This window comes from Bradyrhizobium sp. CB2312 (assembly GCF_029714425.1).
Taxonomy (GTDB): Bacteria; Pseudomonadota; Alphaproteobacteria; order Rhizobiales; family Xanthobacteraceae; genus Bradyrhizobium.
In genome coordinates, this window is sequence record NZ_CP121668.1 from 1,081,185 (window position 1) to 1,096,475 (window position 15,291).

Here is a 15,291-nt window from a genome sequence, read left to right on the forward strand (position 1 = left end):
CGGTGAAGCAAAACCACCAAGGGAATGAACATGAACCGTCATTTTGGGCAGCGCGCGGTCGTCATCGGAGCGGGGATGGGCGGATTGTCTGTCGCCGGAGCGCTTTCCTCCGCATTCAAGGAGGTCATCATTCTCGAACGCGACACGCTGCCGGCCTCGGTCATGTCCCGTGCCGGCGTTCCCCAGGATCGGCATCCGCATCTTCTTCTGGCCGGCGGGCTCCAGGCGCTCGACTCGCTCTTCCCCGGATACGCGCAGGATCTTGCCGCGGCTGGTGCCGTTCCTGTGAACGTCTTTAAAGACGTCCACTACGAGCGGCCGGATGTCGGCGCTCTGCCGCGGCGCGATTGCGGGACGTCGCTGCTGTGCGCCTCGCGGCCGCTGATCGAGCACACCTTGCGCCGAAAGGTCGTCGCGATCGCCAATGTGACGTTGCAATCGCAAAGCCGCGTGACGGAGATTGTGCCGGCTGCGATCCGGCCGATGGTCAAGTTCGAGACCGACGCAGGCGTTGGTGCCGCGATCGAGGCGGATCTCGTGATCGACGCATCCGGCCGCGGCGCGCCGACCCTTGGCCTGCTCGATGCGCTTGGCTGGGAAAAGCCGCAGGAAACCGTCGTGGGCGTCGACATCAGCTACACCACCGCGGTTCTCAGGGCTGCGCCGACCTCGTTCAACTGGCTCAATCTCGTCACCTTGCCCGATCCGGCCATCTCGGCGACAGCCGGGTTGATCATTCCGCTCGAAGGCGGGCGCTGGTTTGCAACAATTTCCCAGCACGGTGCGACGGATCACCCGGAGACCTGGGAGGAGTTTCTCGCCGTTGCGCGCCAGTTGAACACGCCTGCGATCTACAATGCGATCTACAAGCTGTTGCCGCCCGGTGGCCTCCGGCATTTCGTGCTTGATGCGAGCCGCTGGCGGCATTTCGAACGGCTCGAGCGGTTGCCGCACGGGATTCTTCCGGTGGCGGACTCGCTGTGCCGGTTCAATCCGGTCTACGGCCAGGGCATGACGGTCGCGGCGCGCGAGGCAAAGCTGCTGCACGACATCCTGGGGCGCGTGGCCGGGGAGGAGGATCCGATCGAGGCGCTCCAGGCTGCGTTCATGTCCGAAGTGGGTACGCTGCTTCAGGCGCCCTGGAACATGGGCGTGAACGCCGATTTCGCCTATCCCACCACGCGCGGCGAGCGCCCGGAGCGTTACGAGGAAAGCCGGCAGTTCGAGGCCGCTCTATTCCGGGCCGCTGTGGCCGATCCGGTGGTTCAGCGGGCGTTCTCCGATGTCGTGCAACTCATGGAGCCGTTCGACCTGCTCAACCAGCCCGATATCCGGCAGCGAATCGAGTCTCATTCCCTTGCGCAGAGCGCCTGACGTTCGATGAGACGAAGACCCGTCGGCAAGCCGGCGGGTCTTTTGCTTTTGAGGTCGGCAGATCGCACGAATGGCCGGACGTGGTGGACGCTGTATCGGCCTACGGATCCAGCTCCGTATCCCAGTAGAGATAGTCCAGCCAGCTGTCGTGCAGATAGTTCGGCGGGAACAGGCGGCCGTTGCGGTGGAGCTGGTGCACGGTCGGGGCGAACGCGCTTTGGCGCGGAAACATCCTGGCTTGCGCCGGGGTGAGATTGCCCTTGCGAAGGTTACAGGGCGAGCACGCCGCGACCACGTTCTCCCAGGTGGTCTGGCCGCCTTTGCTGCGCGGGATGATGTGATCGAAAGTGAGGTCTTCGGGCGAGCCGCAATATTGGCAGGCGAAACGATCGCGCAGGAAGACGTTGAAACGGGTGAAGGCGGGATGGGTGGTCGGCTTGACGAAGGATTTGAGCGAGACGACGCTGGGCAGCTGCATTTGCAGCGTGGGACTTCGAACCGCCTGATCGTAATGCGCGACGATGTTGACGCGGTCGAGGAACACCGCCTTGATCGCGTCTTGCCACGACCACAGAGACAGTGGGTAGTAACTCAGCGGCCGGAAGTCCGCATTCAGGACCAGCACCGGCCAACTGCCTTGCGAGACATGTGCGTTCAAGTAACGCTCCCGGCCTCCAATGTACGCTGCGAAGCAGCATGTACTGACATACTACATGCAGCGTGACGGGATTGTGAAGCCCGTTGAGCGACTTATTCAGGCGCAAGCAATGCGGCGGCGGGGTGGCAAGCGCTCAAAAACGCCGCGATTCGGGGAGCGGTCATGCGAGGCCGGCCCGGAACCCCTGATGCGGCTCGCCGACGCCTCATTCCCGCACCCGCTCCAGCTTCTGCAGGCAACGCGTGGCGCCTACTACGGCCGGCATCTCCTCGTCCGGAAAGCTGGTTTTCCAGTTGGTGACGCCGACCTCGCCGACATAGATGTCGCCCCTCGAATCCAGCGCGATGCCGTGCGGGGCCAGGAATTTTCCGCTGGCAACGCCCGGGCCTTGCTCGCCGCCGAGGCGCGCGATGCGCTTGCCCTGCGCGTCGACGATCGACAGCCGCGGGCCGAGATTTGGCACATTGCGGTTGATGTCGAGGCCGGGGCCGAGCTCGCCGATGACGAAGGTCGGACTCTTGGCGCCGCCGCAGCAGCACAGCGCGCAGGGCCGGTGCAAATTGTTCCACTGCGTCTCGTACTCGCCCTCGCCGTTGAACACCTGCACGCGGTGGTTTTCGCGGTCGGCGACATAGACCCAGCCGTCGGCATCGGTCGCGATGTTGTGCACGATGTTGAACTGGCCGGGATCGGTGCCGGGCTCGCCCCAGCTCTTGATCAGCTTGCCATCGGGCGTGAACTTGTGGACGCGCGCATTGCCATAACCGTCGGAGACGTAGATCTCGCCTTTCGGCGACAGTGCGGTGTGAGTGCAGCGGTGAAACGGCTCTCCGCTCATGAACGGCGCCGGCTTTGCGGGGATGCCGATCGTCAGCAGCACCTTGCCGTCGGTCGTGCATTTGCGCACGGTGTGGTCGCCGTCGTCGGTGCAATACAGATTGTCGTCGGCGTCGATATGCAGGCCGTGCGCGCGGGAGAACAGGCCCTCGCCAAAACTCCGAAGGAAATTGCCCTCGCGGTCGAGCACCACCATCGGATGGGCGCCGCGGTTGAAGACGTAGACGCGGTCCTTGCTGTCGACCGCGACCGAGGCCACGTCGGTCAGCTGCCAGCCGTCGGGCAGCTTCGCGAAATTGTCGACGACGCGGTAGCGGTGCTCGCCGGTGCCGAGAATGGCTGGCATGGGTGTCCCTTCCTCTCGCTGTCTCTGTCGTGCTCGTCTGCATCCGCGTCGTCATTGCGAGCGCAGCGAAGCAATCCAGAGTATCTCCGCGGTGGGATTCTGGATTGCTTCGCTACGCTCGCAATGACGGTGCTGCTCAAGCCGTGCCGACCTCACGCGCCAAAATCCCTTCCTCGATCGCCTTGATCTGGAGCGCAAGAAATTTCGAGTTGATGCGGCACTGCGCGAGGCTGCCGGCGATGAACCACAGCCCGGGCTGCTTGGTGCGCGCATACATGTTGCGCAATTCAAAGCCATCGCCAAAGCCCCAGACCGGGCCGACGCGGTCGGCGACCGCATCGCCGAACAGTTTTTGCACGAGGTACTCCTGCGGCTTGTAGCCGGTTGAGAGCACGATGAGATCGGCGGCAATCATCGTGCCGTCCTTCAACTGCGCGCCGCCGGCCGTAAAGCCCTCGATGTCGTCGAACTGCTTCAGCTTGATCGCGCCCTCGACGATCAGGTTGGAGCAGCCGACGTTGAAGTAATAGCCGCCGCCGCGGGTGAGGTATTTGAACTGCCAGCCGGTGCCGGCCTCGCCGAAGTCGAGCTTGAAGCCGACGCGGGCAAGACCGTCGAGCAGCTCTTTGTCGAGCCGCTTCGACTGCTCGGTCAGCATCACATGGGTCTTCTTCGCGAGCGGCGTCGGCATCGAGGCCGCGATCAGGTCGTTGTCCTCGAGCGTGCCTTCATTGTAGGTCGCATAAGCCAGCTGTGCCGACGGCTCGATATTGGTGACGAGTGTGGGCGAGCGCTGCACCAGCGTCACATCGGCGCCGCTGGAATGAAGATCCTGCGCGATGTCGTGGCCGCTGTTGCCGGTGCCGATGACGATGGCGCGCTTGCCGGTCCAGTTCTCGCCGTCCTCGTAGCGGCTGGAATGCAGCAGCGTGCCCCTGAAATTATCGAGGGTCGGAATGTCAGGGATATTGGCGATGCCGCTGACGCCGGTCGCCGTGATCACGTGGCGTGGATGCATGGTGCGCTTGCTGCCATCGGCGCGCCGCAGCGTCACCGTCCAGTGGCCCTCCGGCTCGTCATAGGCGCCGCCCTCGAATTCGGTGGCGGTCCAGAAATTCAGCTCCATCGCATCGACGTAAGCTTCGAACCAGTTGGCAAGCTTGTCCTTGGGGATATAGACCGGCCAGTTCGGCGGGAACGGCATGTAGGGCATATGATTGACCTGCACCTGATTGTGCAGGGTCAGCGCGTGATAGCGCTTGCGCCAATTGTCGCCGATGCGCGACCCGCGATCGACGATCAGCGTGTCGATCTTGAGCTGCTTCAGCCGTGCCGCGATCGCAAGCCCGGCCTGGCCGCCGCCGACCACCAGCACGGTCGGATCGCGGTCCGCATAGTCGCGCGAGGCGTTGCGCTGGTCGAGCCAGTTCGGTCCGCGAAAATCGCGCGAATAGGCCTGGCCGCGCGGCCGTGAGGTGCCGAGCTGTTCCTCAAATCCCCTGAGCTCGTCGAGCGCGGTGAGCAGCGTCCACGCCTTCAGGCGATCGCCGTCGGAGGCATCGAGCACGAGCCGCACGATGCCGCTGCCGCGGCCGAGCGCGGTCTCGAAATTGAAGATGGCTTCGATGTTGTTGGTGCCGGCGCGCATCACCCAGCGCGGCGCCGCGCGGTTCGGCGCGATTTTGAAGTTGCTGGGAGCCGCCTTGGCCGCGAGCACGGTCAGAGATTGCGCAACTGCATCGCGTCCAGCGATCGTCTGCAGGTTCCAGCTCAGCGCCAGCACATCGCGCCAGAAACACTCGGCAACGAAGAAGCGGTCGAGCGCTCCGCGATCCGGCGTTCCCAGCGTGCGCTCGAATTCGTCGAGCCAGGCTTGCGCGGAGGCAGCAATATCCTTCGTACGATCCAGCATGCGCGACCTCGTGGCCGTCTTTGGCGTTTCCCTCGAGAGGAACGCTATACCGGATCAGCCGATGCCAAAAGCGATTTACCCGAGCAGCGAGAGCATGTGGCCCTGCTCGGGCGGAATGCGCCCCTTCAGCGTGTCGAGATAGACCTGCCGCACGGCGTCCGGACCGCGGCTCTCGGTCACGGTCAGGCGCCGGTCGAGCGTCGGTGCGAAGCCCGCCCAGGCCCGGCTAAACCGCCGCTCGATGCCGCCCGGGCCCCAGTCCTTGGCGCGTTTGCGGATCGTCTCGGGCGCGGAGAACCAGCGCGGCTTGGCACCGGGCAGAGCGGCTTCCTCGGCATCGTTGGCGCGGTGCGTCAAGCCGACGCGCATCGAGCATTTCATCTGGTCGCCAAAATGCCGGTGCAGTTCGGCGCGCAGCGCGCTGTTGCCGGCCATGTCGATGAAGGCGACCGGCGCGTCTGAGGGCAGCGATGTCACGCGGTCATAGGTGACGATCTCGTCATAGCAGCCGAGCGAGGTGACGAAAGCGGCATTGCCCGATGAGGTCAGCCCGATCACCTTGCGGCCTCGCGCATGCAGGAGATGCGCGAGCCCGAACGCGGTCTTGCTCGATGCGCTCGAGAGCAGCACGGTGCGCGCGCCAAAATCGTCGTTCTCGGCGAGAAAATCGTCGACCAGGAACGACAGCATGAATAGCGGCCGCAGCAGCGCCTGGTAGTCGCCTTGCTTGCCTGCATAGGCGGGATCGCCGCTGACGCGCGCATAGGCGTTGTAGACGGGCGCGACATTCTGCCGGTGCGCGGCACCGTCGCGCAGGCCGCGCTTGCTGACGTCGGCAGCTTCGATGACGAGATGCGTCGCCATCGGGAAATAGCCGAACAGGCGCTCGCCGACCGGCACGTTCGGATGCCGCGAGGCGATCACATCGCCGAAGCCCCACACCGGAATATTGCCAAAACCCTTTGGCGCGGGAAACAGCTCCCAATATTTCACGGTGTCGCCGAGCACGGCATAGGTGGTGTTGTTGGCAGTGAAGGCGAAGCGGTCGACCTTCACCAGCAGCGCATCGTCCGGCAGCGCGTCGGCTGCGGGAAGCGTCGTTGAGATCGTCTTGCAGTTTTCGAAATCGTCCCGTGCGACGATGAAGTCGGAGGCTGTCATGATGTCGATCCCGGCTCATGCCCGTCCCGGGATCTCAATCGACCACGCGTGCGGGATTTGCAACAGCAACATAGTTTTAAATGCTGTTCGCTCGCCTCCCGTTAGGTCCGGTTCGCCCAGTAGGGATCGCGCAGCTTGCGCTTGAAGATCTTCCCCGTTGCCTCCCGCGGCAGCGCATCCAGGAACTGGACCTCCTTCGGTACTTTGAAGTTTGCCAATCGCTCGCGCAGGAAGGCCTGCACCGCGGCAGCGGAGAGCTGCGCACCTGTCTCCGGTTCGATGCAGGCGCACAGCCGCTCGCCGAACTCAGCATCCGGGATGCCGAACACCGCGCAATCGCGCACGCCGGGCATTGTGATCAGCACGTTCTCGATCTCGGCGGGATAGATGTTGACGCCGCCTGAGATCACCATGTCGCGCTTGCGATCGCACAGGAACAGATAGCCGTCTTCATCGAGATAGCCGACGTCGCCGACGCTGACGAGGCCGTCGCGTCCCGCCTCGGCCCGCGCCTGCGCCTTGCCGTGATAGTCGAAATCCGGCACCGCCGTCTGGCGCATGTAGATCTCGCCGACCTCATTGACGCCGCAGAGGCTGCCGTCGTCGCGAAAAATCTTGACGATGCCGCCTTCGATGGCGCGGCCGACGGTCCCCGGTTTCTTCAGCGCCTCTTCGGCCGAGTGCCACACCGGAATGCCCGTCTCGGTCGAGCCGAAATATTCGTTGATGACCGGTCCCCACCAATCGATCATGGTCCGCTTGATCTCGGAGGGGCAGGGCGCGGCACCGTGCACCACAAAACGCAACGAGGAGAGGTCGTAGCACTGTCTCACGTCCTCGGGCAGCCGCAGCAACCGGACGAACATGGTCGGCACCATGTGGATATGCGTGACGCGGTGGCGCTCGATCAGTGCCAGCAGCTCCTCGGCGTCGAACCGCGCCTGGAGGACGATGGTGCAGCCGCTGCGGAACGCCAGCATGCCGTAGGAGTGCGGCGCCGAGTGGTACATCGGGCCGTTGATCAGCACGACCTGGTTGTCTCGCGGCTTGATGCCATAGGCGATCGCGCCGACGCGCTCGGAGGCGGCCGCCTGTTCGGGCTGCATCGGCATGCGCCGCACGCCCTTCGGCATGCCCGTGGTCCCCGACGTGTAGATCATTGCCGCGGCACGGCGCGGCGGGGCCTGATTTTCCGGATGGCCATCGCGCCAGGGGTCCCAATCGGTCAGTCCCGCCGGGACTTGGGTCAGCTGGGGCGGAACGGCGAAGGTCGCCGCGAGCTCGGGCGGCGTCGCGACGACGAGCAGGCGGACATCCTTGGGCAGGCCCGCGCGGATCTGCGGCAGCAGATCGGCATGGCAGACCAGGATCTTCGCACCGCTATCCGTCAGGATGTAGCGGACCTCCTCGGCCTTGAGATGCCAGTTGATCGGCACCACCGGGCTGCCCAATGCGGCGGAGGCCGCGACCACCTCGAACAGCGCGAAATCGTTGCGCAGCATCATCGCAACCGGTGCGCCTTCGACAAGGCCAAGGGCGCGGATACCGCTCGCCGCGCGCCTGATACGGGCCTGGATCTCGTCGTAGCCGATCCGGCGTTCACCGCTGATGATCATGGCGTGTCCCTTTTCGCGCTCGAGTCTAGCGATCGTCCAGCACGTCGCCGAACCCGACCCAGCTCTTGCCGTTGAAGCGGCGGAGCTGAAGCTGCTGGAACGGCAGATAGTCGTCGGGGCCGGTGGTGACAGACATGCCCGGCAGCAGCAGGGGCAGCTTCACCTCCTTGAGCGAAGCGGCCTGGCGCATGATGTTGCCGCGGCTGAAATCATCCTTGCACGCCTTCAACACCGTCATCAGCAGTGTCGCATAGTGGTAGCCGGCCGCGTAGTTGGAATTGGAGAGGTCCGCGTTCGGCATGTATTGCTTCATGAAGGCAAAGTATTCCTTCACGCCGGGATCGCTGGCCCATTGCGGGTCCATCGTGTCCTTCTGGTTGCTGGACGAGATCAGGCCGACCGCGTTGTCGAGCCCGGCCGGCTCGAGGAACGAGATCGACGAGGCCGAGGTCGGCACGAAGAGCAGCTCGGGCTTCCAGCCGATCTCGGCCACGCCCTTGACCATCTGCGAGGTGAACTTGCCGAGCACGACGCCGAACAGCACGTCGGCGCCGGAGGCCTTCAGGGTCGAGAGCTGCGAGCTGATCGTCGGCGCGCTGGTCTCGTAGGTCTGCTCCGCCACGATCATGCTGGCGGCCTTCTCGCCGAGCGCGCGCTTGAAGCCGGCGACATAGTCTCGGCCGAAATCGTCGTTCTGGGACAGGATGGCGATCTTCGCGCCAGGCTTCGTGCGCAGCACGTGCTTGGCATAGACCACGCCCTCGGATTCGTAGGCGGCCATGCCGGGCATGGTCCACGCATATTTCTGCGGATCTGCCCATTTCGTCGCGCCCGAGAGCACGAACAGCTGCGGCACCTTCTTGCCGTTGAGGTAGCGCTGCACGGCGCTGTTGGTGGCGGTGCCGAGCGAGCCGAACATCATCAGCACCTCGTCCTGCTCGACCAGCTTGCGGGTCTGCTCCACCGTCTTCGGCGGCGAGTAGGCGTCGTCCAGCGTGATGAACTTGACCTTGCGGCCGTTGATGCCGCCCTCGGCATTGACCTTCTCGAAGAACGCCTCCTGCGTCCGTCCGATCGCGCCGAAGCCCGAGGCCGGGCCGCTATAGGGCAGGGTCTGACCGATCCGGATCTCGTTGCTGCCTTCGGCGCCGGCGGTTCCGGTCGCGAGCGTCAGCAACGACAGGCCGATCAGTGCGGCTGCCAGCTTCATTGTGTCCTCCCGTTGTTCTTGTCCGTCAGTCTGAGCCGTCAGGCGCTGGCGCGCATCAGGAAATCCTGCCGGGCCTGGTCGAACTCGCCCTTGAGCCGGTCGACCAGCTCGGCGACCGGCGGTGCGTCGGTGATCTGGCCGATGCCCTGGCCCGATCCCCAGATGTCGCGCCACGCCTTGGATTTCATGTTGCCGCCGGAGCCGAAATTCATCTTTGATTTGTCGGCGGCCGGGAGATTGTCCGGATCGAGCCCCGCGGCGGCGATTGAGGGTCCCAAGTAATTGCCATGCACGCCGGTGAACAGGTTAGTGTAGACGATATCGTGCGCGGTGTGCTGCGTCAGCGCCAACTTGTAGGCTTCATCGGCATTGGCTTCCTGCGTGGCGATGAAGCGCGTGCCCACATAGGCGAGGTCGGCGCCCAGCGTCAGCGCGGAGGCTATGCCAAAGCCGTCGCTGATCGCGCCCGACAGCAGGATCGCGCCGCCGAACCATTGCTTGACCTCGCGCACCAGCGCGAAGGGCGACAGCGTGCCGGCATGCCCGCCCGCGCCGGCGCAGACCAGTATCAGGCCGTCAACGCCCTGCTCGGCGGCTTTCCGTGCATGCTTGACGTTGATGACGTCGTGGAACACCAGCCCGCCATAGGAATGCGCGGCCTCGACGATCTCGGCCGGCGGCCGCAGCGAGGTGATGATGATGGGCGCCTTGTGCTTCACGCAGGTCTCCATGTCCTTCATCAGCCGGTCGTTGGAGGCGTGGCAGATCTGGTTGACGGCGTAGGGTGCGACCCTTTTGCCGGGATTGCGCGACTTGTATTCGCCAAGCTCGTCCTCGATCCGGCTCAGCCACTCGCCAAGCTTCTCGACCGGACGGGCATTGAGCGCGGGAAACGAGCCGACGATTCCCGCCTTGCACTGGGCGATCACCAGCTCCGGTCCTGAGACGATGAAGAGCGGCGAGCCGACGACGGGCAGCTCCAGATTGTTCTTGAGCAGGGCGGGCAGTGCCATCCGATCCTCCTGACGACGCACGCGTCAACGGCCTGCCGGCCGATGGTGAGCGCTTCCATGTTGATCTGTCGCGCCGGCGGAGTGTCCTCGCCTTGGCGCTTTGACCCCACTATAGGGTTGGACGACGGGCGGGGATCGTTCAATATTGAACAAGCAGGTATTCATGTTTGAACGGAGCCGGCGGTGGATTGGGATCTCTGCAAGACCTTCGTCGCGGTCGCCGACACCGGCAGCTTCAGCGCCGCGGCAAAGCGGCTGCACGCGAGCCACCCGACCGTCAGCCGCAAGATCGCGGCGCTGGAGGCGCAGCTCGGCACCAAGCTGCTGGCGCGCGCCGCCGACGGCTTCGTACTCACCGCCGACGGCCGGACGCTGCGCGAGCATGCGGAAGCGATGGCGGCTGCCGCGCTCCGGGCCGAGGCCGCGGTCGGCGCCGGCGGGCGCAAGGCGCGCGGCACGGTCAAGCTGTCGATCGGCGCGACGCTGGCCTCGCACTGGCTGATGCCGCGGCTGCGGTCCTTTCTCGGCGCGCATGATCACATCCGGCTCGAGATCATCACCCATCCGTTTCCGGCCAGCGTGCGCCGCCGGGAGGCCGACGTCGTGTTGCGGCCGGTCGACAGCGGCGAGGAAAACTTGGTCGGCCGCAAGATCGGCCGTCTCGGCACCGGCTTCTATGCCTCGCGGGACTATGCCGCCGGCCGGTCCCTGCCGGAGCGCAGCGGCGAGTGGAAGGGGCACAGCGTGATCGGCTTTGCCGATCAGGATTCCAACGCGCAGCTGGCGCGCTGGAGCAATGCGATCACGCGCCAGGGCACCGTCGTGATGCGCTGCTCGTCGCAGGGCGACATGCTGGCGGCGGTGCGCGCAGGGATTGGCATCTCCGCGCTGTCCTGCTTCGTCGCGGAGAGCTATCCGGATCTCGTGCGCGTCGCGCCGCAGAAGCTCGTCAGTGTTGCCGACCTCTGGCTGCTCGCCCACCCTGATCTGGTCGAGCTGTCCGCGGTGCGCGCCGTGGTCGACTTCGTGGCCGAATGCGCCCGCGCCGATCGCGAGCAGCTGCGGGGCTAATTTCCGGCGAGCACACCCTCGCGCTTCTTCACCGCGCGATAATAGCTCCACCACAGATGCGCCGCGGCGCCGCGCAGGGGTCGCCAGGGTTCGGCGAGCGGCGCCATCTGCTTCTCGGTCGGCCGCGCCTTCAGGCCAAGGCCAATCTTGATGCCCTCCTGCACAGCGAGATCGCCGGCCGGCCAGGCATCGCCATGGCCGAGGCAAAACAAGAGATAGACGTCCGCGGTCCACGGCCCGATGCCGGGCAACGAGATCAGCGTGTGATGCGCGGCGTCGGCGTCCTCTTCGGCCAGCACGTCGAGGTTCAGCCGCTGCGCATTGATCTCGCGCGCGAGATGCTTCAGCGTCTTGATCTTGGCGGCGGAGAGGCCGAGCCGCCCCAGCCGGTCGGTGCGGGCGCGACGCACGGCGTCATGGTCGAATGGGTCGAACGCTGCCGACAGCCGTCCCCAGATCGCCGCCGCGCTCGCGGTCGAAAGCTGCTGCCCGCAGACGATGTGGGCCAGCCCGGTAAAGCCCGGCTCGCGCCGCCGGAGCGCCGGCATGCCCGCGATCTCGAACACGGGCTTGAGGCGCGGATCGCGCTTGATCAGCGCGTGGACGGCCTCTTCGAGATCGGACTGGCTTTCGAGGTGGATGGTCATCGCAGTTCGGCAAGCTCTTTCCGGCGTCATGGCCGGGCTTGACCCGGCCATCCATCTCCTATCGTAACAGAGTCATGGAGGATGGATTGCCGGGTCAAGCCCGGCAATGACGAATAGCTGAGAACTCATGCAACCCGTTTTCCGATTTGCCCCCAGCCCCAACGGCCTGCTGCATCTCGGCCACGCTTATTCCGCGCTGCTGAATTTCGACCGCGCGCGCGAGACCGGCGGGCGGCTGCTGCTGCGGATCGAGGACATCGACGCGACGCGCTGCCGGCCGGAATTCGAGGCGGCGATCTACGAGGATCTCGCCTGGCTCGGGATATCCTGGGAGACGCCGGTCCGCCGGCAGTCCGAGCATCTCGCCGACTATCGCGCCGCGCTGGACAAACTTACTGCGCTCGGGCTCGTCTATCCCGCGTTCGAAAGCCGCGCCGAGATCGCCAGGCTCGTCGCCGCGCGGGAGGCCAGCGGGCCGTGGCCGCGCGATCCCGACGGCGCTCCGCTTTATCCGGGTGATGCGAAGTCGCTCTCTGCCGATGAGCGGACACGGCTGATCGCCGCGGGCGTGCCTTACGCGCTGCGGCTGGACATGGCCGCCGCCCGCCACCGCGTCGCTGGCCTGAGCTGGAACGAGCTCGGCGAGGGGCCCGGCGACGAGCGTGACATCGTCCCGGCGCGGCCGGAGGCCTGGGGCGACGTGATCCTGGCCCGCAAGGAGACCCCGACCAGCTACCACCTGTCCGTGGTCGTCGACGATGCCCTGCAGGGCGTCAGCGAGGTGGTGCGCGGCCAGGACCTGTTTAACGCCACCTCGGTCCACCGCCTGCTCCAGCTCCTGCTCGGCCTGCCGGAACCGGTCTATCGCCACCATGGCCTGATTCGCGACGGCGAGGGGCGGAAGCTGTCGAAGTCGGACCGCTCGACCGGTCTGCGCGAGTTGCGCGCGGCCGGCATGACACCTGCCGGTATCCGCCAGCTGGTTGGATTAGGTTAAGTTTCTCTGGGGTTTAGCCAAACGCCGCCGTGACTCCAGGTGTTCCGCCGTGCCATTCTTGCTGTGAGCCCGGGGTTCGAAGGACGTTCTTCGAAGGGGAGTTATGGCGGCGAAAACGCGCCCAGCGCGCACCACGCGGATGTCCAGGCCACCGCCTCGGAAGCAGTCCGGGACGGCCGGCCGGCTGCGTCAGCGCAGCGCCAAGGCGGACGCGCCGGACGTGGTCCAGGCCGCGCTCGCTGCCTTTGCCCATGAGGTCCGCACCCCCCTGACCGGCATTCTCGCGATCAGCGACCTGCTCGCGACTTCCGATCTCGGCGAGCGGGAACGGCGCTGGGCCGACACCATCAAGGCCGGTGCCGAGCATCTGGCGAGCCTCGCCACGCTGTTCGTGGACGCTGCCAGAACAGGGACGGGCGGCAGCACGCTGCGTCAGGACCTGTTCGACCTCAGGACGCTCGCCCGCAGCGCCGGCGATTCGCTGGCGGGCCGTGCCGCGGCCAAGGGCCTCCAGGCCGAGGTCGAGATCTCCGGCAAGCTGCCGGGCCTCGTGGTCGGCGACTCGGTCCGGCTGCGCGCCGCGCTGGAGAACCTGATCGACAATGCCGTCAAATTCACCGAGCGCGGCGGCGTGGCGCTCGCGGTGGCGCCCTGGCGCCCCGCCAAGGGCAGGAAGAGCGACAAGGCAAAGGGCAGGGTCGGGGTCGCCTTCTCGGTCTCCGACAGCGGCATCGGCCTCACCATGGCCGAGATCAAGCGGCTGTTCCGCCCGTTCACTCAGGCGAATGTCACCATCGCCTCGCGCTTCGGCGGCGCCGGGCTCGGCCTGTCCTCGGTGAAGCAACTGGCGCGCGCGATGGGCGGCGACATCACCGTCGCGCCGCGCCGCGGCGGCGGCGCCACCTTCACATTGACCGTGTCGCTGGATGCGGCGGGGCCGCCCAGGTCCGGCAAATCGAAGAACGGCAGTGAAGCGGATGCAATGGCGGCGCTGCGCGTGCTCAGCGTCGAGGACAATCCGTTCGGCCGCGTCGTGCTCAACACCATCCTGACCGAGCTCGGTCATCATGCCGAGTTCGTCGGGCGCGGCGAGGATGCGGTCGACCGGCTGGCGCAGGGCGCGTTCGACGCGGTGCTGATGGACATGGTGCTGCCGGGCATCGACGGCGTCGAGGCGATCAGGCGGATCCGCACCATGCCGGCGCCGCTGGCTCAGATCCCCATCATCGGCGTGTCCGGCCGCGGCGAGGACGAGGCGGCCTCGCGTGAGGCCGGCGCCGACGCCTTCCTGATCAAGCCTGTGTCGCCTCGGGCCTTAGCGACTGCGCTGCTTGAAGCGAGACGCCGTGAGGAAGCCGCGACTTGATGATCGCGGCGTTGAGCTCGCCGCCGTAAACGAAGATCGCGGCGATGAAATACAAAAACACCAGCGCGATGATGACCGAGGCGAGTCCCGCATACATCGTCACGTAGTTGTTGGCGAAGCGCGCCAGATACTGGCCGAACACGACGCCCGAGATCAGCGACGCCACCATCGTGAACACGATGCCGGGCAGGATCTGGAAGAAGCTGCGCCGTCCCGCCGGCAGCCAGGCGTGCAGGATGAACAGCGCCACCACCAGTGCGGCGATGGTGATGCCGTAGCGCAGCCAGGTGAGAATGCTCTCGTTCGACTCGACGAACAGCGGGATGTGGCGTCGCGCTGCCTCGATCAGCAGAGGTCCGAGCACGATCAGGAACGCCATGGCGAGCGCGGTGAAGGCGGCGACCAGCGTGTAGCCGATCGATTCCAGACGCAGCCAGTACCAGCGCCGCATCTCCACCACGGCATAGGCGCGGTTGAGCGCGACCCGCAGCGCCTCGACGCCATTGGAGGCGAAATAGACGGACAGCGCCGCGCCGATGGTCAGCACGCCGGAGCGGGTCGTGGTCAGCACGTCGTGCACCTCGCCCGAGATCGAATCGGAGACCTGCTTGGGCCAGACCTGGAGCATCAGGCTGGCGGCCTGGTCGGCAAGCTCCTTGGAGCCGAAGAAACCGGCGAGCGAGGTCAGCACGATCAGGAACGGGAACAGCGCCATCAGCGTCGACAGCGCGATGTGGCTCGCGATTGCCCAACCGTCGTCGGCCAGGAACGTGTAAAACGCGTCCTCCACGACGACGTAGATGGTGCGGATGGCTTTCACGCGCCACCTACACTGCTGCCTTGCTCTGCCCGCTTGCGGAGAGAGGTGAGATGAGCAGGCAATTGGCGCAAATCGGAAATCATTCCGCTAGCATCTGATATTATTGGCCTAAAAGCCAGATCGCGAAGCGCCGCGCTGTCATTCCGGGGCGCGCGAAGCGCGAGCCCGGAATCCATCGGGCCGCAACGCAACTGGAGGAATGGGATTCCGGGTTCGATGCTTCACATCGCCCCGGAATGACGGCGGGGGAGATAGCGGACCGC

At 65.7% G+C, this 15,291-nt stretch carries 13 protein-coding genes; 4 read left to right on the forward strand and 9 right to left on the reverse strand.

Going from position 1 to position 15,291, the window contains the following annotated elements; genetic code table 11:
- The first annotated feature begins 30 nt into the window (after window positions 1-30).
- Window positions 31-1,374: a squalene monooxygenase gene (locus tag QA642_RS05120; RefSeq protein WP_283083684.1), complete on the forward strand. Its 1,344-nt coding sequence runs from the start codon at window positions 31-33 to the stop codon at window positions 1,372-1,374.
- Window positions 1,375-1,474: 100 nt separating this feature from the next.
- Here QA642_RS05120 and QA642_RS05125 read toward each other — a convergent pair whose 3' ends face one another.
- The 7 genes from QA642_RS05125 to QA642_RS05155 form a co-directional block, all read right to left on the reverse strand.
- Window positions 1,475-2,032: an HNH endonuclease gene (locus QA642_RS05125; protein WP_283083685.1), complete on the reverse strand. Its 558-nt coding sequence runs from the start codon at window positions 2,030-2,032 to the stop codon at window positions 1,475-1,477.
- A 205-nt stretch (window positions 2,033-2,237) separates the two neighbouring features.
- The gene (locus QA642_RS05130) at window positions 2,238-3,215 is read right to left on the reverse strand and encodes a peptidyl-alpha-hydroxyglycine alpha-amidating lyase family protein (protein WP_283083686.1); all 978 of its coding nucleotides are present in this window, start codon (window positions 3,213-3,215) and stop codon (window positions 2,238-2,240) included.
- 136 nt (window positions 3,216-3,351) lie between these two features.
- Window positions 3,352-5,127 carry an NAD(P)/FAD-dependent oxidoreductase gene (locus QA642_RS05135; RefSeq protein ID WP_283083687.1) on the reverse strand — a complete coding sequence of 592 codons (1,776 nt, stop codon included), beginning with the start codon at window positions 5,125-5,127 and terminating at the stop codon, window positions 3,352-3,354.
- 75 nt (window positions 5,128-5,202) lie between these two features.
- Window positions 5,203-6,288, reverse strand: a complete 1,086-nt coding sequence (locus QA642_RS05140) for a DUF2855 family protein (RefSeq protein ID WP_283083688.1) — start codon at window positions 6,286-6,288, stop codon at window positions 5,203-5,205.
- Between the two features lie 101 nt (window positions 6,289-6,389).
- Window positions 6,390-7,904 carry an acyl-CoA synthetase gene (locus QA642_RS05145; RefSeq protein WP_283083689.1) on the reverse strand — a complete coding sequence of 505 codons (1,515 nt, stop codon included), beginning with the start codon at window positions 7,902-7,904 and terminating at the stop codon, window positions 6,390-6,392.
- A gap of 25 nt (window positions 7,905-7,929) precedes the next feature.
- Complete coding sequence (locus QA642_RS05150; protein WP_283083690.1) at window positions 7,930-9,114, reverse strand: ABC transporter substrate-binding protein; 1,185 nt, start codon at window positions 9,112-9,114, stop codon at window positions 7,930-7,932.
- A 38-nt stretch (window positions 9,115-9,152) separates the two neighbouring features.
- Window positions 9,153-10,127, reverse strand: coding sequence for a nitronate monooxygenase family protein (locus QA642_RS05155; RefSeq protein WP_283083691.1), 975 nt, complete (start codon window positions 10,125-10,127; stop codon window positions 9,153-9,155).
- Between the two features lie 183 nt (window positions 10,128-10,310).
- Between QA642_RS05155 and QA642_RS05160 the strand changes: the two genes are divergently transcribed.
- Complete coding sequence (locus QA642_RS05160; RefSeq protein WP_283083692.1) at window positions 10,311-11,198, forward strand: LysR family transcriptional regulator; 888 nt, start codon at window positions 10,311-10,313, stop codon at window positions 11,196-11,198.
- Here the strand turns inward: QA642_RS05160 and QA642_RS05165 are convergent.
- Complete coding sequence (locus tag QA642_RS05165; protein WP_283083693.1) at window positions 11,195-11,845, reverse strand: DNA-3-methyladenine glycosylase 2 family protein; 651 nt, start codon at window positions 11,843-11,845, stop codon at window positions 11,195-11,197. The genes QA642_RS05160 and QA642_RS05165 overlap by 4 nt on opposite strands.
- A gap of 127 nt (window positions 11,846-11,972) precedes the next feature.
- On the opposite strand from QA642_RS05165, the gene gluQRS reads away from it, so the two are divergent.
- Entirely contained in the window at window positions 11,973-12,842 is an 870-nt protein-coding gene (gene gluQRS, locus QA642_RS05170) for a tRNA glutamyl-Q(34) synthetase GluQRS (protein ID WP_283083694.1), read from the forward strand.
- A 103-nt stretch (window positions 12,843-12,945) separates the two neighbouring features.
- The gene (locus QA642_RS05175; protein ID WP_283083695.1) at window positions 12,946-14,208 is read left to right on the forward strand and encodes an ATP-binding protein; all 1,263 of its coding nucleotides are present in this window, start codon (window positions 12,946-12,948) and stop codon (window positions 14,206-14,208) included.
- Here the strand turns inward: QA642_RS05175 and QA642_RS05180 are convergent.
- Window positions 14,135-15,028, reverse strand: a complete 894-nt coding sequence (locus QA642_RS05180; RefSeq protein ID WP_283083696.1) for a YihY/virulence factor BrkB family protein — start codon at window positions 15,026-15,028, stop codon at window positions 14,135-14,137. The genes QA642_RS05175 and QA642_RS05180 overlap by 74 nt on opposite strands.
- Between the last annotated feature and the right edge of the window lie 263 nt (window positions 15,029-15,291).

Bases quoted from the DNA above. Each gene is read 5' to 3' on its own strand.
- QA642_RS05120 (WP_283083684.1), top strand. From the start codon at position 31: ATGAACCGTCATTTTGGGCAGCGCGCGGTCGTCATCGGAGCGGGGATG.
- QA642_RS05150 (WP_283083690.1), bottom strand. From the start codon at position 9,114: ATGAAGCTGGCAGCCGCACTGATCGGCCTGTCGTTGCTGACGCTCGCG.
- QA642_RS05155 (WP_283083691.1), bottom strand. From the start codon at position 10,127: ATGGCACTGCCCGCCCTGCTCAAGAACAATCTGGAGCTGCCCGTCGTC.
- QA642_RS05165 (WP_283083693.1), bottom strand. From the start codon at position 11,845: ATGACCATCCACCTCGAAAGCCAGTCCGATCTCGAAGAGGCCGTCCAC.
- QA642_RS05140 (WP_283083688.1), bottom strand. From the start codon at position 6,288: ATGACAGCCTCCGACTTCATCGTCGCACGGGACGATTTCGAAAACTGC.
- QA642_RS05130 (WP_283083686.1), bottom strand. From the start codon at position 3,215: ATGCCAGCCATTCTCGGCACCGGCGAGCACCGCTACCGCGTCGTCGAC.
- gluQRS (WP_283083694.1), top strand. From the start codon at position 11,973: ATGCAACCCGTTTTCCGATTTGCCCCCAGCCCCAACGGCCTGCTGCAT.
- QA642_RS05145 (WP_283083689.1), bottom strand. From the start codon at position 7,904: ATGATCATCAGCGGTGAACGCCGGATCGGCTACGACGAGATCCAGGCC.
- QA642_RS05135 (WP_283083687.1), bottom strand. From the start codon at position 5,127: ATGCTGGATCGTACGAAGGATATTGCTGCCTCCGCGCAAGCCTGGCTC.
- QA642_RS05175 (WP_283083695.1), top strand. From the start codon at position 12,946: ATGGCGGCGAAAACGCGCCCAGCGCGCACCACGCGGATGTCCAGGCCA.